This is a genomic window from Bacillus sp. FSL M8-0266, from assembly GCF_038613425.1.
Taxonomy (GTDB): Bacteria; Bacillota; Bacilli; order Bacillales; family Bacillaceae; genus Bacillus; species Bacillus pumilus.
Map to the genome: position 1 here is coordinate 1,153,039 of NZ_CP152015.1, position 14,411 is coordinate 1,167,449.

Below are 14,411 nucleotides of genomic sequence, written 5' to 3' on the forward strand. Positions count from 1 at the left end.
CGATTGATTGATGGTGAAAGGGGCGAATACATGACCACGCTGCTTGAAGTGCAGAACTTAAAAACCTATTTTTTTCGAAAAAAAGAAGCGATACCTGCTGTAGATGGCGTTGATTTCAGCATCAACAGAGGAGAAACTGTTGCATTAGTCGGTGAGTCTGGATCTGGCAAAAGCATTACGTCCTTATCCATTATGGGCTTGATTAACGGCACTGGTGGAAAAATTATGGACGGTTCCATCAAGCTAGATGGTAAGGATCTCGTTACATATGGTGAAAAGGAATTATGCAGCATTCGTGGTAATGACGTGTCGATGATCTTTCAGGAGCCCATGACCTCACTCAATCCCGTCTTAACCATCGGGGAACAAATAACAGAAATCCTCATCTATCACAAAAAACTTTCAAAAAAAGAAGCGACGAAAAAAGCGATTGATCTGCTGAAGCTTGTTGGTTTTTCCAGACCGGAACAAATCATCAAAGATTATCCGCACCGTTTATCCGGCGGTATGCGGCAAAGAGTGATGATTGCCATTGCGCTAAGCTGTGATCCAAAGCTTCTCATTGCAGATGAACCGACAACGGCACTAGATGTGACCATTCAATCCCAGGTGCTCACATTGATGAAAGATTTATGCACGACATTTGGTACATCGATTCTCCTCATTACTCATGATCTAGGTGTCGTGTCTGAAGTGGCAGATCGAGTCATTGTCATGTACTGCGGACAGGTTGTTGAAAATGGGACCGTCGAAGAATTATTTGATCAGCCGCTGCATCCTTACACAGAAGGGCTACTTGAATCGATTCCTGTCATTGACGGAGACATACAGCCGCTAACAGCGATAAAAGGGAATGTCCCTGCGCCAGATCAGCTTCCAGCCGGCTGCCGCTTTGCTCCTAGATGCCCGCAAGTGAAGGAGCGCTGCCTAGGTGAACTGCCTAAGCTGAGGACTTTTGAAAATGGCAGAAGCGTCAGATGCTTCTTATATGAGGAGGCAGACCAAACATGACTCTTGCTCAAAATCAACCACATGCAACAGATCTAATAGAGAAAGAAACCATTCTTGAACTGAAACAAATCAAAAAACATTTTCCGATTAAAGCAGGCGTCTTTCAGAAGAAAGTCGGTGCAGTCAAAGCTGTTGACGGCATAGATTTGAAGATTTATAAAGGTGAAACGTTAGGGATAGTGGGGGAATCAGGATGCGGTAAATCGACATTAGGCCGGACCATGATTCGTTTATATGAACCAACTGACGGTCAAATCCTTTTTAAAGGGCAAGATATCTCCCGTGTATCAGAATCAAAGCTAAGACAATCAACACGAAAAAACATCCAAATGGTTTTTCAAGATCCCTTTGCATCACTCAACCCTAGAAAAACACTTCGAAGCATCATCAAAGAACCCTACAAAACACACCACTTATATTCCTTAAAAGAAAGAAATGAAAAAGTAGAACAGCTTTTATCAAAGGTGGGCCTTCATCCAAGCTTTGCTAATCGCTATCCCCACGAATTTTCTGGCGGACAGAGGCAGCGAATCGGCATCGCTCGTGCGCTTGCCATGAATCCCGAAATGATCATCGCAGATGAGCCGGTATCAGCACTGGATGTATCCATTCAGGCGCAGGTGATTAATTTGATGGAGGAGCTTCAGGAGGAATTTGACCTGACCTATCTATTTATCTCTCACGACTTAAGTGTGGTCAGGCACATTAGTGATCGAGTCGGCGTGATGTATCTCGGCAAAATGATGGAGCTTGCCGATAAGCACAGCCTGTACGATGAACCACTCCATCCATATACACAGGCACTGCTTTCTTCTGTACCTGTTACCCGTAAAAAGGGTCAGATCAAAAGAGAACGGATCATGCTTCAAGGCGATCTGCCAAGTCCTGCGAATCCGCCAAAAGGGTGCGTATTTCACACAAGATGCCCGCATGCGAAACAAATCTGTAAAGAAAAAATACCAGCATTTCAAGAATTAAAACCAAATCACTTCGTTGCCTGCCACCTCTACGACGCTTAATCAGCTTGGATGATTTCATCTTTGAGAGGGGGGATGAAGCAGCATCTGTCGTCATTTCTAAAAAAGGATAGGGGGAATTGTATATGAAAGGTAGAAATAGAAAATCCATTTTGATCAGTTTACTGCTGATTTTCACGCTCATGCTTGCGGCTTGCTCTAGTGGAAATAAAACCTCTGGAGACAGTGAAAAGAAATCCACCAGTAAACCTGTACAGGGCGGAGATCTTGTCATCGGTTCCATTGCAGAACCAACATTATTTAACTCGTTGTATTCAACAGATGTGGCTAGCTCTGATATTGAAGAAAGAATCTACAGCTTTTTACTTCAAACGGACGGAAAGTTGAACCCTCAGCTATCACTCGCAGAAGATATTAAAGAATCTGATGACGGGAAGCAGTTTGATGTGACCATTAAAAAAGGCGTAAAGTTTCATGATGGAGAAGAATTGACAGCTGATGATGTTGTGTTTACATACAGCATTCCGATCAATAAGGACTACAACGGGGAGCGCGGATCAGGCTTTGAAGTATTAGATTCTGTTAAAAAGACAGGAGATTACTCAATCGAATTCAAGCTCAATAAAAAAGATCCTTATTTCTATAATGTCACACTAGGAAGCTATGGCATTTTGCCTAAGCATATTTTAGGTGATGTGCCTGTAAAGGATCTCGGTGAAAATGAATTTAACCGAAAAAAACCAATTGGTTCAGGTCCATTTAAATTTGCCGAGTGGAAAGAAGGCGACTACGTGAAACTAGAAGCCTTTGACGATTATTGGGATGGACGTCCATATCTTGATACCGTCACGATTAAAACCATTCCTGATCAGAACGCAGCGATTGCCCAGCTGTCAGCAGGTGATATTGATTTCTTTGCTGTACCGGGAGCAGAGCTGCAAACGGCTGAAAAAGTCAGCAACATTAAAATTGAATCTGATCTAGGGCTCAATTATTCATACATTGGCTGGAACCAGAAAAATGATCTGTTTAAAAGTAAAAAGGTCCGTCAAGCGCTGACACATGCCATTGATCGTCAAACGATTGTTGATCAAGTGTTAGATGGAGACGGCAAAGTAGCCAACATTCCAGAAAGTCCGCTGTCATGGAACTATCCGAAGAATGAAAGTGTTCCAGTATTTGAGTTTGATCAAGAAAAAGCGAAAAAGATGCTGAAAGAAGAGGGCTGGGAGGATACAGATGGAGATGGCTATCTTGATAAGGACGGCAAAAAATTCTCCTTTGTCATAAAGACCAACCAAGGAAACAAAGTCCGTGAAGATATTGCTGTCGTTGTCCAGCAGCAGCTCAAAGAAATTGGTGTGGAAGCGAAGCCGCAAATTGTGGAATTCAGTGCACTCATTGAGCAGACGACACCGCCTAAGTGGGATTATGATGCGCTGCTGCTCGGCTGGAGCCTTGCCACATTCCCTGATCAATTCAGCATCTTCCACTCAAGCCAGTCAGAAAAAGGCTTGAATAACATCTGGTATAAAAATGAGGAGGTCGATAAGCTGTTAGTGGATGCTAAGAACTTAAGCGATCGAAAAGAATATTCAAAGGCATATGAAAAAATTTATGAATTGATCGCAGAAGATCAGCCATATACGTTCCTTTATTATGCCAACTCACATCGCGCGATGCCATCTAATCTCCAAGGCTACTCTTACCACCCGAAAGATGAGTATTACAAAATCGAGAAATGGTGGATTGAACAGTAGGCTGCTAGTGAAAAAGGGGAGTTCTCCCCTTTCAGCGTGAAGACACCAAAAAAGACAGAGGGCTAAAATAAAGATCATTTTAGCCCTTTTTCATCACAGTATGGCGATCCGATGAAAAAGGAGTTGTGCATATGGTTACATATATCATTAGAAGGACACTGCTTTCCATTCCCATCTTATTTGGGATTACCATTTTGTCCTTCGCCATTATGAAAGCAGCACCAGGCGATCCGATGTCACTTATGATGGACCCAACCATTAGTGCGGCAGACCGGGAAGCTTTTATTGATAAGTACGGCTTGAACGACCCTGAATATGTGCAGTATATGAAATGGCTTGGCAATATGCTTCAAGGTGACTTTGGCACCTCTATTGTTAAAAAAGGAACGCCTGTGGCTGATTTGATTTTTGCCCGGCTGCCAAATACCCTCATCCTCATGATCTTTTCTACATTAGTCGCCCTGATTATCGCCATCCCATTCGGTGTTCTTTCAGCAAAACGTCCATATACAAAGCTAGACTATGGCATTACGGTTACATCTTTTATCGGACTGGCTATTCCGAATTTTTGGTTTGGACTCATTCTAATAATGGTGTTATCTGTGAATTTAGGATGGTTCCCAACAGGCGGCGTCTCTACCTTAAATGCCGATTTTAATGTATTTGACCGGCTTCATCACATCATTTTACCAGCCTTTGTTTTAGCAACCGCTGATATGGCAGGGCTCACCCGATACACAAGGTCGAGTATGCTTGATGTCATGAGGCAGGATTACATTCGTACCGCAAGAGCGAAAGGCTTTCGAGAAAACAAAGTCATTTTCAAGCACGGGTTAAGAAACGGTCTTATGCCTGTCATTACGATTTTCGGATTGATGATTCCATCCTTTATTGGTGGTGCAGTCGTGGTGGAACAAATTTTCACTTGGCCAGGGCTTGGAAAGCTGTTCATTGATTCTGCCTTTTCGAGAGATTATCCGGTCATTATGGCGATGACTGTTATTTCCGCAGTGCTCGTGGTGGTTGGAAATTTAATAGCGGATATTCTCTATGCGATCGTTGATCCGCGTATTGAATATTAGAAGGGAGCTGAAGCACAATTGGCACAGCCTAATATGGGAACACCTCCTGTAGATATCAAATTAAAGGAAGGTCTTCCGTCAAAGCCAGAGACGATGCTGCGTTTATTTTGCGAGAAATTTTTCAAAAATAAATTGGCGGTTGCCGGCTCCGTGATCTTATTGGTGATTATTTTTTCAGCCATTTTCGCTCCAGTAATTGCCCCTTACGCACCAGAGCAGCAAGATTTATTAAAACGACTCCAGCCGCCAAGTGCTGAGCATTTGATGGGAACTGACAAGTTTGGCAGAGATATTTTCTCAAGGGTGCTTTATGGCGCGAGGGTCTCTTTATTAGTCGGTTTCGTCTCGGTGGTCGGTGCGATTACCATTGGTACGGTGGTCGGAGCGGTAGCGGGGTATTTCAAAGGATTTGTTGATTCCTTGTTAATGAGACTTGTGGATGTCGTGTTGTCGATTCCCGATATTTTTCTCTTGATCACGCTCGTTACCATTTTCAAACCGGGCATTGATAAATTGATTTTAATCTTTGCTTTGACCGGCTGGACCACAACCGCGAGACTGATCCGCAGTGAATTTTTATCACTGCGAACAAGAGAATTCGTACTCGCTGCAAGAACCATTGGAACGAAAAACCATGTCATCATCTTTTCACATATTTTACCGAACTGTATCGGTCCTATTATTGTGTCAGCTACACTAAAAGTAGGTTCCGTCATTTTAGCCGAATCAACGCTGAGCTATCTAGGGTTTGGCATACAGCCGCCAACAGCGAGCTGGGGCAACATGCTGCAAGATGCACAAAACTTCTCGATTATGGTGCAGGCGTGGTGGTATCCGCTCTTCCCAGGTTTACTGATATTGCTGACCGTTTTATGCTTTAATTTCTTAGGAGATGGACTGAGAGATGCGCTTGATCCTAAAAAGTTAAAGTAATGCCTCATTTTTATGACAAGATGAAAGGGACTCTGCGGCACCCTTGCTTTTCTTTATGTCATAAAGAAAAGCATGCCATCATTCACTCCGCTTGAAGTTTAATAAAGTTGGAATAATTTCTCTATCCCTTGCCCATACTGTGGACAACAGTTTTTATAAAGTGAGGGATTGGTTATGTTATTTCTTCATGACGTATGGGTGAATTGGTTTGAAGGGGAAGAAAATGGCTACAATGTGTGTCATTTTCATGAGTGGCGTAAGGAGGACAGTGTGGAGCTGTTAGATCAAGTGCCTTTACTTAAGGTGCAGAGTCCTTTGTTTGATTACATAGAGAATGATCTTTCAGAGCTGCCGAAGACGCTGCTAGAGTCTGTATTTGAGAAATCATATATTCGAAAAAATCATGAACGGCGTAAATTAGAGTATTGCTTTGTGGTCACGGACGGCATTCGTATCATTGCTGTGGATACGATTGGGTATTCCATTCCTGTGAGGAAAAGCCGCTTAATCCCAAGGCAGGAGCAATTGGTGTATGAAATGGTGAAGGATGTGAAGGCTGAGGAATATGAATTCTCGCAGGACAGTCTTGAGTCGGGGAAGGAGTATCATATTTTGTCTTTGCCTCCGCAGCACATCAGCGGATTAACGAGAAAAGAAAGACAGCTGAAGCAGCTAATGTTTATGGCGCTCGATCAATTAAAAGGTCTTCAAAACAGGGCGGAGATTGCGTATTGGTATACGGAATGGAATCCGCGCTTGTACAATCAAATCAAACGAATGTCATTCGAAGAGATTTGGAATATGCTTTACAATGAAACCATTGATGGATGGTCAGAGAATCATTTAGCATTTTGTGAAAAAATGATTAAGGGACAGCCGTTTTTTGAAAAGCTTTGGGAAATGGAAAACGAATCAAAGGTGAATTAGAAAAAGCTTGCAGCGTGATGTGCTGCAAGCTTTTTTTATTTGCGTTTTCTACCTAGACCCATTGCATTCTCCATTTTTTTCAGCATTTTGTTTGCTGCGCGGTTTGCTTTTTCAGCACCTTCGTCAAGAATGTGGTCAAGCTCGTCTGACTCAATGAGTTCATAGTATCGATCTTGAATTGGTTTTAAAGCATCAACGACGACGTTCGCAAGATCTCCCTTAAACTCGCCATACCCTTTGCCTTCATACTTTTGCTCAAGCTCTGCAATCGATATGTTACCTAAGACAGAGTAAATCGTCAGCAAGTTGGCGATCCCAGGCTTGTTTTCTTTGTCGTACTTAACGATGCCTTCTGAATCCGTCACAGCACTTTTGATTTTCTTTTCAAGCTGCTTTGGTTCATCTAATAAGGTAATGAACGATTTTTGGTTCGGATCGGATTTGCTCATCTTTTTCGTTGGATCTGCTAAAGACATAATCCGAGCGCCTTCTTTTGGAATCTTCACTTCAGGTACAGTGAAGATGTCATTGTATTTGCGGTTAAAACGTTCAGCAAGCGTTCTAGTCAATTCAAGATGCTGCTTTTGGTCTTCTCCGACAGGGACTAAATCAGTACCATATAATAAGATATCGCCAGCCATTAATGGGGGATACGTTAATAGTCCTGAAACAACCGCTTCCTTACCAGCGGATTTGTCCTTAAATTGGGTCATTCTTTCTAATTCTCCAATATAAGCAACACATTGCAGCATCCATCCTGCCTGGGCGTGAGCAGGTACCTCTGATTGGATAAACAATGTCGCCTTCTCTGGATCAAGTCCAACTGCTAAATAAAGAGCTGCTAAGCTTCTAATATTTTGGCGTAGGGCTAGCCGGTCCTGACTCACCGTAATCGCATGCTGGTCGACTACACAAAAATAGCCGTGATAATCATGCTGCAAATCGACAAATTGCTTCATCGCTCCAATATAGTTCCCCAATGTCACAGAACCGCTCGGCTGAATGCCTGAAAAAATTGTCTTCTTTGTCATACTAAAACCTCTTTTCTTCAATATAAAAAGGCCCACCCGTCACTTTTCAACAGAAAAGGGACGAATGAACCGTGGTACCACCCTTGTTATTTCACATGGAAATCACTCAAGACGTTGATATCGGAGACTGCTCCGTCTAAGCCTACTTACTTTCAAAAGTGTTCGGTTAGCTGCTCCAAAGCCCATTCCATACATGCCATTATCTGCTCGCACCGGCCGCAGACTCTCTGTAAATGGTGAATATATGTACTCTTCTTTTTCATCGCAACAGTATGTCTATCTATTATAAAGGATGACCATAAAAAAGTCACGAAGCCCTCATGTGACCTTCTCAGCATGTCGTTTGACACTTAAAATTTTAGATAAAATACCAACTATCTGTCAGAATTTTTTAAAAAAGGATGATTAATTATATGTATAAAACATTATTCCTGCTGAATTTGTTAAATTATTTTAATCAATTTCCGCTTTAATTTGTTGAAGTGATTGAGACTTTAGTTTATAAAAATCCCTCTTTATCCCCATTTACGTTTTTTAAAAATATATGAAATTGATATTGCAATAAATTATTCTATTCATTATAATTAATTTGTTCACACGTTTGTGCTAGGCTCTTTACATAGTGAAAATTCAGAAAAAACAAAAGAAATAGAAAGTAAGCTATTTAGGGACTTTTTTACGCTATTTCTTAAATCTGAATCTCATCTTCTATCGAGACCTTTGAACTAAAACATATTATAAGGGGGAATACAGTTGAAAAAGCGTTGGTCTGTAGTTACTTTAATGCTTATTTTCACACTTGTATTAAGCGCTTGTGGTTTCAGCGGAAACAAATCAGGCGACAGCACGAGCAGTTCTGGAGAGGCTAAAACAACACTAAATGTGAATATCTCCACTGAGCCTTTTTCTTTACATCCGGGATTGGCAAATGATTCAACTTCAGGAAGTGTCATCCGTCAGACTTTTGAAGGATTAACAAGAATTAACGCTGAAGGAAAGCCAGAAAATGCAATGGCTTCTGATATCAAAACAAGTGCTGATGGTAAAACATACACATTCACACTTCGTGATGCGAAATGGTCTAATGGTGACCCTGTCACAGCTAAAGATTTCGAATATGCTTGGAAATGGGCATTAGATCCTAAAAATGAATCTCAATATGCTTACCAGCTTTACTATATTAAAGGTGCTGAAGCAGCGAACAAAGGGAAAGCGAAAGTTGCTGATGTTGGTATTAAAGCAAAAGATGACAAAACGCTTGTAGTTGAGCTAGAGAACCCAACACCGTTCTTTACTGAACTAACTGCATTCTATACGTATATGCCAGTCAACAAAAAAGTGGCTGAAAAGAATAAAAACTGGTTCACAAATGCTGGTGAAAACTACGTATCTAACGGACCATTTGTTCTTTCTCAATGGAAACATGGCGGTTCTATCACGCTTGAAAAGAACAATGAATACTGGGATAAAGATACTGTGAAATTGAAAAAGATTAACATGTCTATGATCAAAGACACAAACACTGAGCTTAGCATGTTCAAAAAAGGCGAGCTTGACTGGGCTGGTTCACCAACTGGAAGCCTTCCAACTGAGTCTTTAAAAACATTGAAAAAAGAAGGCGGTCTTAAAATCCAAACGATCGCTGGTATTTATAATTACAAATTCAACACAGAAGTAAAACCTTTAAACAATGCTAACATCCGTAAGGCCCTTGCATACTCAATCAACCGTCAAGCGATCGTTGACAAAATTACGCAAGGTGAACAAGTTCCAGCTATGGCAATCGTTCCACCAACAATGGAAGGATTCACTGATAACAAAACTGGCTACTTTAAAGATCACGATGTAGATACTGCTAAAAAACTTCTTGAAAAAGGTGCGAAAGAATTAGGTTATAAGTCTGTTTCTGATCTTCCAGCATTGAAACTTTCTTACAACACAGATGAAGGCCACCAAAAGATTGCACAAGCAATTCAAGAAATGTGGAAAAAAGATTTAGGTGTGAAAGTTGAACTTGATAACTCTGAGTGGAACGTATACATCGACAAACTCCACAGCGGAGATTACCAAATCGGACGTATGGGCTGGTTAGGTGACTTCAACGATCCAGTGAACTTCCTTGAGCTTTACAAAGATAAAGACGGTGGAAACAACGACACTGGATGGGAAAGCAAAGAGTACAAACAATTGTTGAATGATTCTGCGAAAGAAACAGATAAAACGAAGCGTGAAGAAATGCTGAAAAAAGCAGAAGAAATCATCATCAACGATATGCCTATAGCACCAATTTACTTCTACACTCAGCTTTGGGTACAAGATCCAAAACTTAAAGGTGTCGTCGTATCTGGACTAGGTGATGTTCAATACAAATGGGCACATTTCGAAAAGTAAGAGTTATAATGTAAGAGATCTACGGCAAGGATCTTAAGGTATATGGAGGATGTCTCTCCATATACCTTTCTTGCTGATTAGAGAAAATGTTGTAAAATCATGGAGGTGCAATTCCGTTGCTTAAATATATCGGTAAGCGATTAATATATATTTTAATCACACTGTTTGTTATTGTAACTGCAACTTTCTTTCTCATGCAGGCAGCACCGGGTGGTCCATTCTCTGGTGAGAAGAAACTTCCTGCTGAAATTGAAGCAAACCTAAACGAGCACTACGGGTTGGACAAGCCCTTATTTGTTCAATATGTAAGCTACTTAGGTTCAGTTGCAAAATTAGATTTTGGTCCCTCATTTAAATATAAAGGACAAACTGTAAATGACTTAATCAGTTCTGGATTCCCCGTTTCCTTTACCCTCGGAATTGAGGCAATTCTCCTCGCATTAGCATTTGGTGTATTGTTTGGGGTCCTTGCAGCGCTCTATCATAACAAGTGGCAAGACTATACGATTGCCATTTTAACGATCTTTGGAATTTCAGTTCCAAGTTTCATTTTAGCTGCGCTACTACAATATGTATTTGCATCTGAGGCAAGCGTTATAGCGATTTTCCCAGTTGCAGGATGGGAGTCTTGGGCCAGCACCGTACTACCTTCTATTGCACTTTCCTTCATGCCTATGGCATTTATCGCTAGACTTGCACGGTCAAGTATGCTTGAAGTGCTAAACAGTGACTACATTAGAACGGCTAGAGCGAAAGGATTAACGAAATCAGCTGTGACGATCAAACACGCGATTCGAAACGCATTGTTACCTGTCATTACTTACATGGGACCAATGGCTGCTTCAGTTTTAACAGGTAGTTTTGTCGTGGAGAAGATTTTCGGTATTCCTGGATTAGGCTCTCACTTTGTCACAAGTATTACAAACCGTGATTACACCGTCATCATGGGTGTCACAGTCTTCTACAGTATTATTCTATTAATCAGTATTCTAGTCGTTGACGTCCTTTACGGTATTATCGATCCTAGAATTAAACTGACGAAGGCGAAGAAAGGGGTCTAACACATGGAAGAGATGAGAAAAGATTTATTTGTTCCTGCGACAGCTGACGCAGCAGAATCCGAAAAAATTTCTAAACCTAGTCTATCTTTATGGAAGGATGCTATGCTTCGCTTCCGTGCAAATAAACTTGCGATGGTAGGACTTACAATTATTTTTATTGTTGTGATGCTGGCGATCTTCGTTCCGGTGTTTTCTAAATATGATTACTCTACGACAGATTTGCTTAATGCAGATCAGCCGCCTTCAAAAGAGCACTGGTTTGGTACGGATGATTTAGGCCGAGACATGTTTGTTCGTACATGGGTTGGGGCAAGAATTTCGATCTTTATCGGTCTTGCAGCAGCTGTTCTTGATGTGATCATCGGTATTATCTGGGGAAGTATTGCTGCATTCAAAGGCGGACGTACGGACGAAGTGATGATGCGTATCGCAGACGTTTTATGGGCAATCCCAACACTATTAATGGTTATTTTAATGATGGTTGTTCTGCCAAAAGGCTTATTAACGATTATCCTAGCCATGACAGTCGTAGGCTGGATAAACATGGCACGTATCGTTCGGGGACAGGTTTTACAATTGAAGAGTCAAGAGTACGTTCTTGCCGCACAAACATTAGGTGCGAAAACATCTAGACTTTTATTTAAACACTTGATTCCAAACTCAATGGGACCAATTCTTGTGACCATGACATTAACCATTCCTTCTGCTATTTTCACAGAGGCATTCTTAAGCTATCTAGGGCTTGGTGTACCTCAGCCATTAGCGAGCTGGGGAACAATGGCGTCTGACGGAATTCCAGCCATGACGTACTACCCGTGGAGATTATGGTTCCCAGCCGCATTTATCTGTATTACAATGTTTGGTTTTAACGTGGTTGGAGACGGACTAAGAGACGCTTTAGATCCGAAGTTGCGTAAATAAGGAGTGATTAGGATGGAACGTGAACGTATTCTAGAGGTGAAAGACCTTGCAATCTCATTTAAAACATATGGTGGAGAGGTTCAAGCCATTCGTGGTGTGAACTTCCACTTAAATAAAGGCGAGACACTTGCTATTGTAGGTGAATCTGGCTCTGGTAAAAGTGTGACATCACAGGCCATCATGAGATTAATTCCGATGCCGCCGGGTTATTTCAAGCGCGGACAGATCCTGTTTGATGGGCAAGATATTGTCAAGAAAACTGAAAAACAAATGCAAAACATTCGAGGAAAAGACATCTCAATGATCTTCCAAGATCCGATGACTTCCTTGAACCCAACGATGAAGGTCGGGAAACAAATTACAGAAGTGCTGTTCAAGCACGAACAAATTTCAAAAGAAGCGGCTGAAAAAAGAGCCATTGAATTACTTGAGCTTGTTGGAATTGCAATGCCTGAAAAAAGAATCAAACAATACCCACACGAATTTAGTGGCGGGATGAGACAAAGGGTTGTTATTGCGATGGCACTTGCAGCAGATCCAAAGCTATTGATTGCCGATGAGCCGACAACAGCTCTAGATGTAACAATTCAGGCGCAAATTTTAGAATTAATGAAAGAAATTCAGCAAAAGGTTGAAACGTCAATTATCTTTATTACGCATGATCTAGGTGTTGTCGCCAACGTCGCTGATCGTGTAGCTGTTATGTATGCAGGTCAAATTGTGGAGACAGGAACTGTTGATGAAATTTTCTACAATCCACAACATCCGTATACGTGGGGACTATTGGCATCAATGCCAAGCCTAGACACAGATGGCGGAGCTGAAGGAAAGCTGACTGCAATCCCAGGAACACCGCCAGATCTGACAAACCCGCCGAAAGGAGATGCATTTGCACTCCGAAGCGATTATGCAATGAAAATTGACTTTGAACAAGAACCGCCAATGTTCAAAGTATCAGATACGCATTATGTGAAATCATGGCTACTTCATCCAAATGCACCTAAAGTTGAACCGCCTGCTGCTGTAAAGGCGAGAATGCGTGAACTAGAAGGTAGCTACGAAAAACCTGTATTAGTAAAAGAGGGTGAATAGCATGGCAGAAAAATTGTTAGAAATCAAAAATTTAAAGCAGCATTTCCATACAGCAAGAGGAACGGTGAAAGCAGTTGACGGCGTTTCATTTGATATTTACAAAGGTGAAACACTAGGTCTTGTAGGTGAGTCTGGATGTGGTAAATCGACTACGGGCCGATCTATCATTAGACTTTATGATGCGACAGATGGCGAGGTTCTTTATAAAGGGGAAAATGTACACGGGAAGAAATCAAGACAAAAAATGCTTGAGTTCAACCGTCAAATGCAGATGATCTTCCAAGATCCATATGCCTCACTGAACCCTAGAATGACAGTGCTTGATATCATTGCAGAGGGCATTGACATTCATGGCCTTGCGAAATCAAAGCAAGCGCGTAAAGAGCGTGTGTACCAGTTGCTTGAAACCGTTGGCTTGAACAAAGGGCATGCAAACAGATATCCGCATGAATTCTCTGGTGGTCAAAGGCAGCGTATCGGAATTGCCCGTGCATTAGCAGTTGAGCCAGATTTCATCATTGCCGATGAACCAATCTCTGCATTAGATGTGTCGATTCAAGCGCAGGTCGTTAACTTAATGAAAGAACTGCAAGAAGAAAAAGGCTTAACGTATTTATTCATTGCCCATGACCTGTCCATGGTAAAATACATCAGCGATCGTATTGGCGTGATGTATTTCGGGAAATTGGTAGAGCTGGCACCAGCGAATGAATTATACGAAAACCCGCTTCATCCATATACAAAATCATTACTATCTGCGATTCCGCTTCCAGATCCAGATTATGAGCGTAACCGCAAGCGAATCAAGTATGATCCTTCCGTTCACAAAGGAACAAACACTGATTTCCGTGAAGTGAAGCCAGGTCACTTTGTGAGCTGCACAGAGGAAGAATTCAAAGAGCTTCAGGCAAAACAATCATAAGAAGGAAGAAGCACTGCTATGTCAGTGCTTCTTTTTTTATTTTACAAAAAAACAAGATGATGGTAATTTCTAGTTAGCAACAAGCGGGTTTTAGGAGGAAATCAAATGTCGATATGGAAGACGTTTCGCTATTCATTCTTTCACTTTCTCATTGTATTCATGCTTTTTTCAACGTCTTTTTTGAGAAAGCCAAATGGAGGGCAGTGGATGCTCATATTTATGGTGCTCATTGGCATCTTGTCTAATATATGCTTCATCGGAAAACAAGCAATCAGAAAGAGGAAGCAAGGCGCATGAAGTATC

Annotated in this window: 13 protein-coding genes and 1 other annotated feature; of the genes, 12 read left to right on the plus strand and 1 reads right to left on the minus strand. The window is 41.5% G+C overall.

Annotated elements, in window-relative coordinates:
* Positions 1-30: 30 nt before the first annotated feature.
* From MKY83_RS05575 to MKY83_RS05600, 6 genes are all read left to right on the plus strand, one after another.
* Complete coding sequence (locus tag MKY83_RS05575; protein WP_044139925.1) at positions 31-1,011, plus strand: ABC transporter ATP-binding protein; 981 nt, start codon at positions 31-33, stop codon at positions 1,009-1,011.
* On the plus strand, positions 1,008-2,030 hold the full coding sequence (locus MKY83_RS05580; protein WP_065098859.1) for a dipeptide ABC transporter ATP-binding protein: 1,023 nt from the start codon (positions 1,008-1,010) through the stop codon (positions 2,028-2,030). The genes MKY83_RS05575 and MKY83_RS05580 overlap by 4 nt, the downstream gene beginning before the upstream one ends.
* Positions 2,031-2,113: 83 nt before the next feature.
* Positions 2,114-3,748 carry a peptide-binding protein gene (locus tag MKY83_RS05585; protein ID WP_065098858.1) on the plus strand — a complete coding sequence of 545 codons (1,635 nt, stop codon included), beginning with the start codon at positions 2,114-2,116 and terminating at the stop codon, positions 3,746-3,748.
* 131 nt (positions 3,749-3,879) lie between these two features.
* Positions 3,880-4,830: an ABC transporter permease gene (locus MKY83_RS05590; RefSeq protein ID WP_044139928.1), complete on the plus strand. Its 951-nt coding sequence runs from the start codon at positions 3,880-3,882 to the stop codon at positions 4,828-4,830.
* A 33-nt stretch (positions 4,831-4,863) separates the two neighbouring features.
* Entirely contained in the window at positions 4,864-5,763 is a 900-nt protein-coding gene (gene opp4C / locus MKY83_RS05595) for an oligopeptide ABC transporter permease (protein WP_106067199.1), read from the plus strand.
* Between the two features lie 174 nt (positions 5,764-5,937).
* Positions 5,938-6,690, plus strand: a complete 753-nt coding sequence (locus tag MKY83_RS05600) for a YjbA family protein (RefSeq protein ID WP_217012846.1) — start codon at positions 5,938-5,940, stop codon at positions 6,688-6,690.
* Positions 6,691-6,725: 35 nt separating this feature from the next.
* Here the strand turns inward: MKY83_RS05600 and trpS are convergent, their stop codons facing one another.
* Entirely contained in the window at positions 6,726-7,721 is a 996-nt protein-coding gene (gene trpS / locus MKY83_RS05605; RefSeq protein ID WP_106067200.1) for a tryptophan--tRNA ligase, read from the minus strand.
* A 53-nt stretch (positions 7,722-7,774) separates the two neighbouring features.
* Positions 7,775-7,993 (minus strand) — a binding site (T-box leader).
* 481 nt (positions 7,994-8,474) lie between these two features.
* Between trpS and MKY83_RS05610 the strand changes: the two genes are divergently transcribed.
* The 6 genes from MKY83_RS05610 to MKY83_RS05635 all read left to right on the plus strand — a co-directional run bounded on the left by MKY83_RS05610 (position 8,475) and on the right by MKY83_RS05635 (position 14,405).
* A complete protein-coding gene (locus MKY83_RS05610; RefSeq protein WP_342488295.1) occupies positions 8,475-10,112 on the plus strand; it encodes a peptide ABC transporter substrate-binding protein in 1,638 nt (545 codons plus the stop codon).
* 116 nt (positions 10,113-10,228) lie between these two features.
* Positions 10,229-11,173, plus strand: a complete 945-nt coding sequence (locus MKY83_RS05615) for an ABC transporter permease (RefSeq protein ID WP_044139932.1) — start codon at positions 10,229-10,231, stop codon at positions 11,171-11,173.
* Positions 11,174-11,176: 3 nt separating this feature from the next.
* Positions 11,177-12,094 carry an ABC transporter permease gene (locus tag MKY83_RS05620; RefSeq protein ID WP_003211545.1) on the plus strand — a complete coding sequence of 306 codons (918 nt, stop codon included), beginning with the start codon at positions 11,177-11,179 and terminating at the stop codon, positions 12,092-12,094.
* Positions 12,095-12,097: 3 nt separating this feature from the next.
* Entirely contained in the window at positions 12,098-13,186 is a 1,089-nt protein-coding gene (locus tag MKY83_RS05625) for an ABC transporter ATP-binding protein (protein ID WP_095117782.1), read from the plus strand.
* Position 13,187: 1 nt separating this feature from the next.
* Complete coding sequence (locus tag MKY83_RS05630; RefSeq protein WP_044139933.1) at positions 13,188-14,108, plus strand: ATP-binding cassette domain-containing protein; 921 nt, start codon at positions 13,188-13,190, stop codon at positions 14,106-14,108.
* 105 nt (positions 14,109-14,213) lie between these two features.
* Complete coding sequence (locus tag MKY83_RS05635; protein ID WP_260406797.1) at positions 14,214-14,405, plus strand: hypothetical protein; 192 nt, start codon at positions 14,214-14,216, stop codon at positions 14,403-14,405.
* Positions 14,406-14,411 lie beyond the last annotated feature (6 nt).

What these genes read in the sequence shown, in the direction of transcription:
- MKY83_RS05620 (WP_003211545.1), top strand. Translation starts at nt 11,177, where the DNA reads ATGGAAGAGATGAGAAAAGATTTATTTGTTCCTGCGACAGCTGACGCA.
- trpS (WP_106067200.1), bottom strand. Translation starts at nt 7,721, where the DNA reads ATGACAAAGAAGACAATTTTTTCAGGCATTCAGCCGAGCGGTTCTGTG.
- MKY83_RS05585 (WP_065098858.1), top strand. Translation starts at nt 2,114, where the DNA reads ATGAAAGGTAGAAATAGAAAATCCATTTTGATCAGTTTACTGCTGATT.
- MKY83_RS05630 (WP_044139933.1), top strand. Translation starts at nt 13,188, where the DNA reads ATGGCAGAAAAATTGTTAGAAATCAAAAATTTAAAGCAGCATTTCCAT.
- MKY83_RS05590 (WP_044139928.1), top strand. Translation starts at nt 3,880, where the DNA reads ATGGTTACATATATCATTAGAAGGACACTGCTTTCCATTCCCATCTTA.
- MKY83_RS05600 (WP_217012846.1), top strand. Translation starts at nt 5,938, where the DNA reads ATGTTATTTCTTCATGACGTATGGGTGAATTGGTTTGAAGGGGAAGAA.
- MKY83_RS05580 (WP_065098859.1), top strand. Translation starts at nt 1,008, where the DNA reads ATGACTCTTGCTCAAAATCAACCACATGCAACAGATCTAATAGAGAAA.
- opp4C (WP_106067199.1), top strand. Translation starts at nt 4,864, where the DNA reads ATGGGAACACCTCCTGTAGATATCAAATTAAAGGAAGGTCTTCCGTCA.
- MKY83_RS05575 (WP_044139925.1), top strand. Translation starts at nt 31, where the DNA reads ATGACCACGCTGCTTGAAGTGCAGAACTTAAAAACCTATTTTTTTCGA.
- MKY83_RS05635 (WP_260406797.1), top strand. Translation starts at nt 14,214, where the DNA reads ATGTCGATATGGAAGACGTTTCGCTATTCATTCTTTCACTTTCTCATT.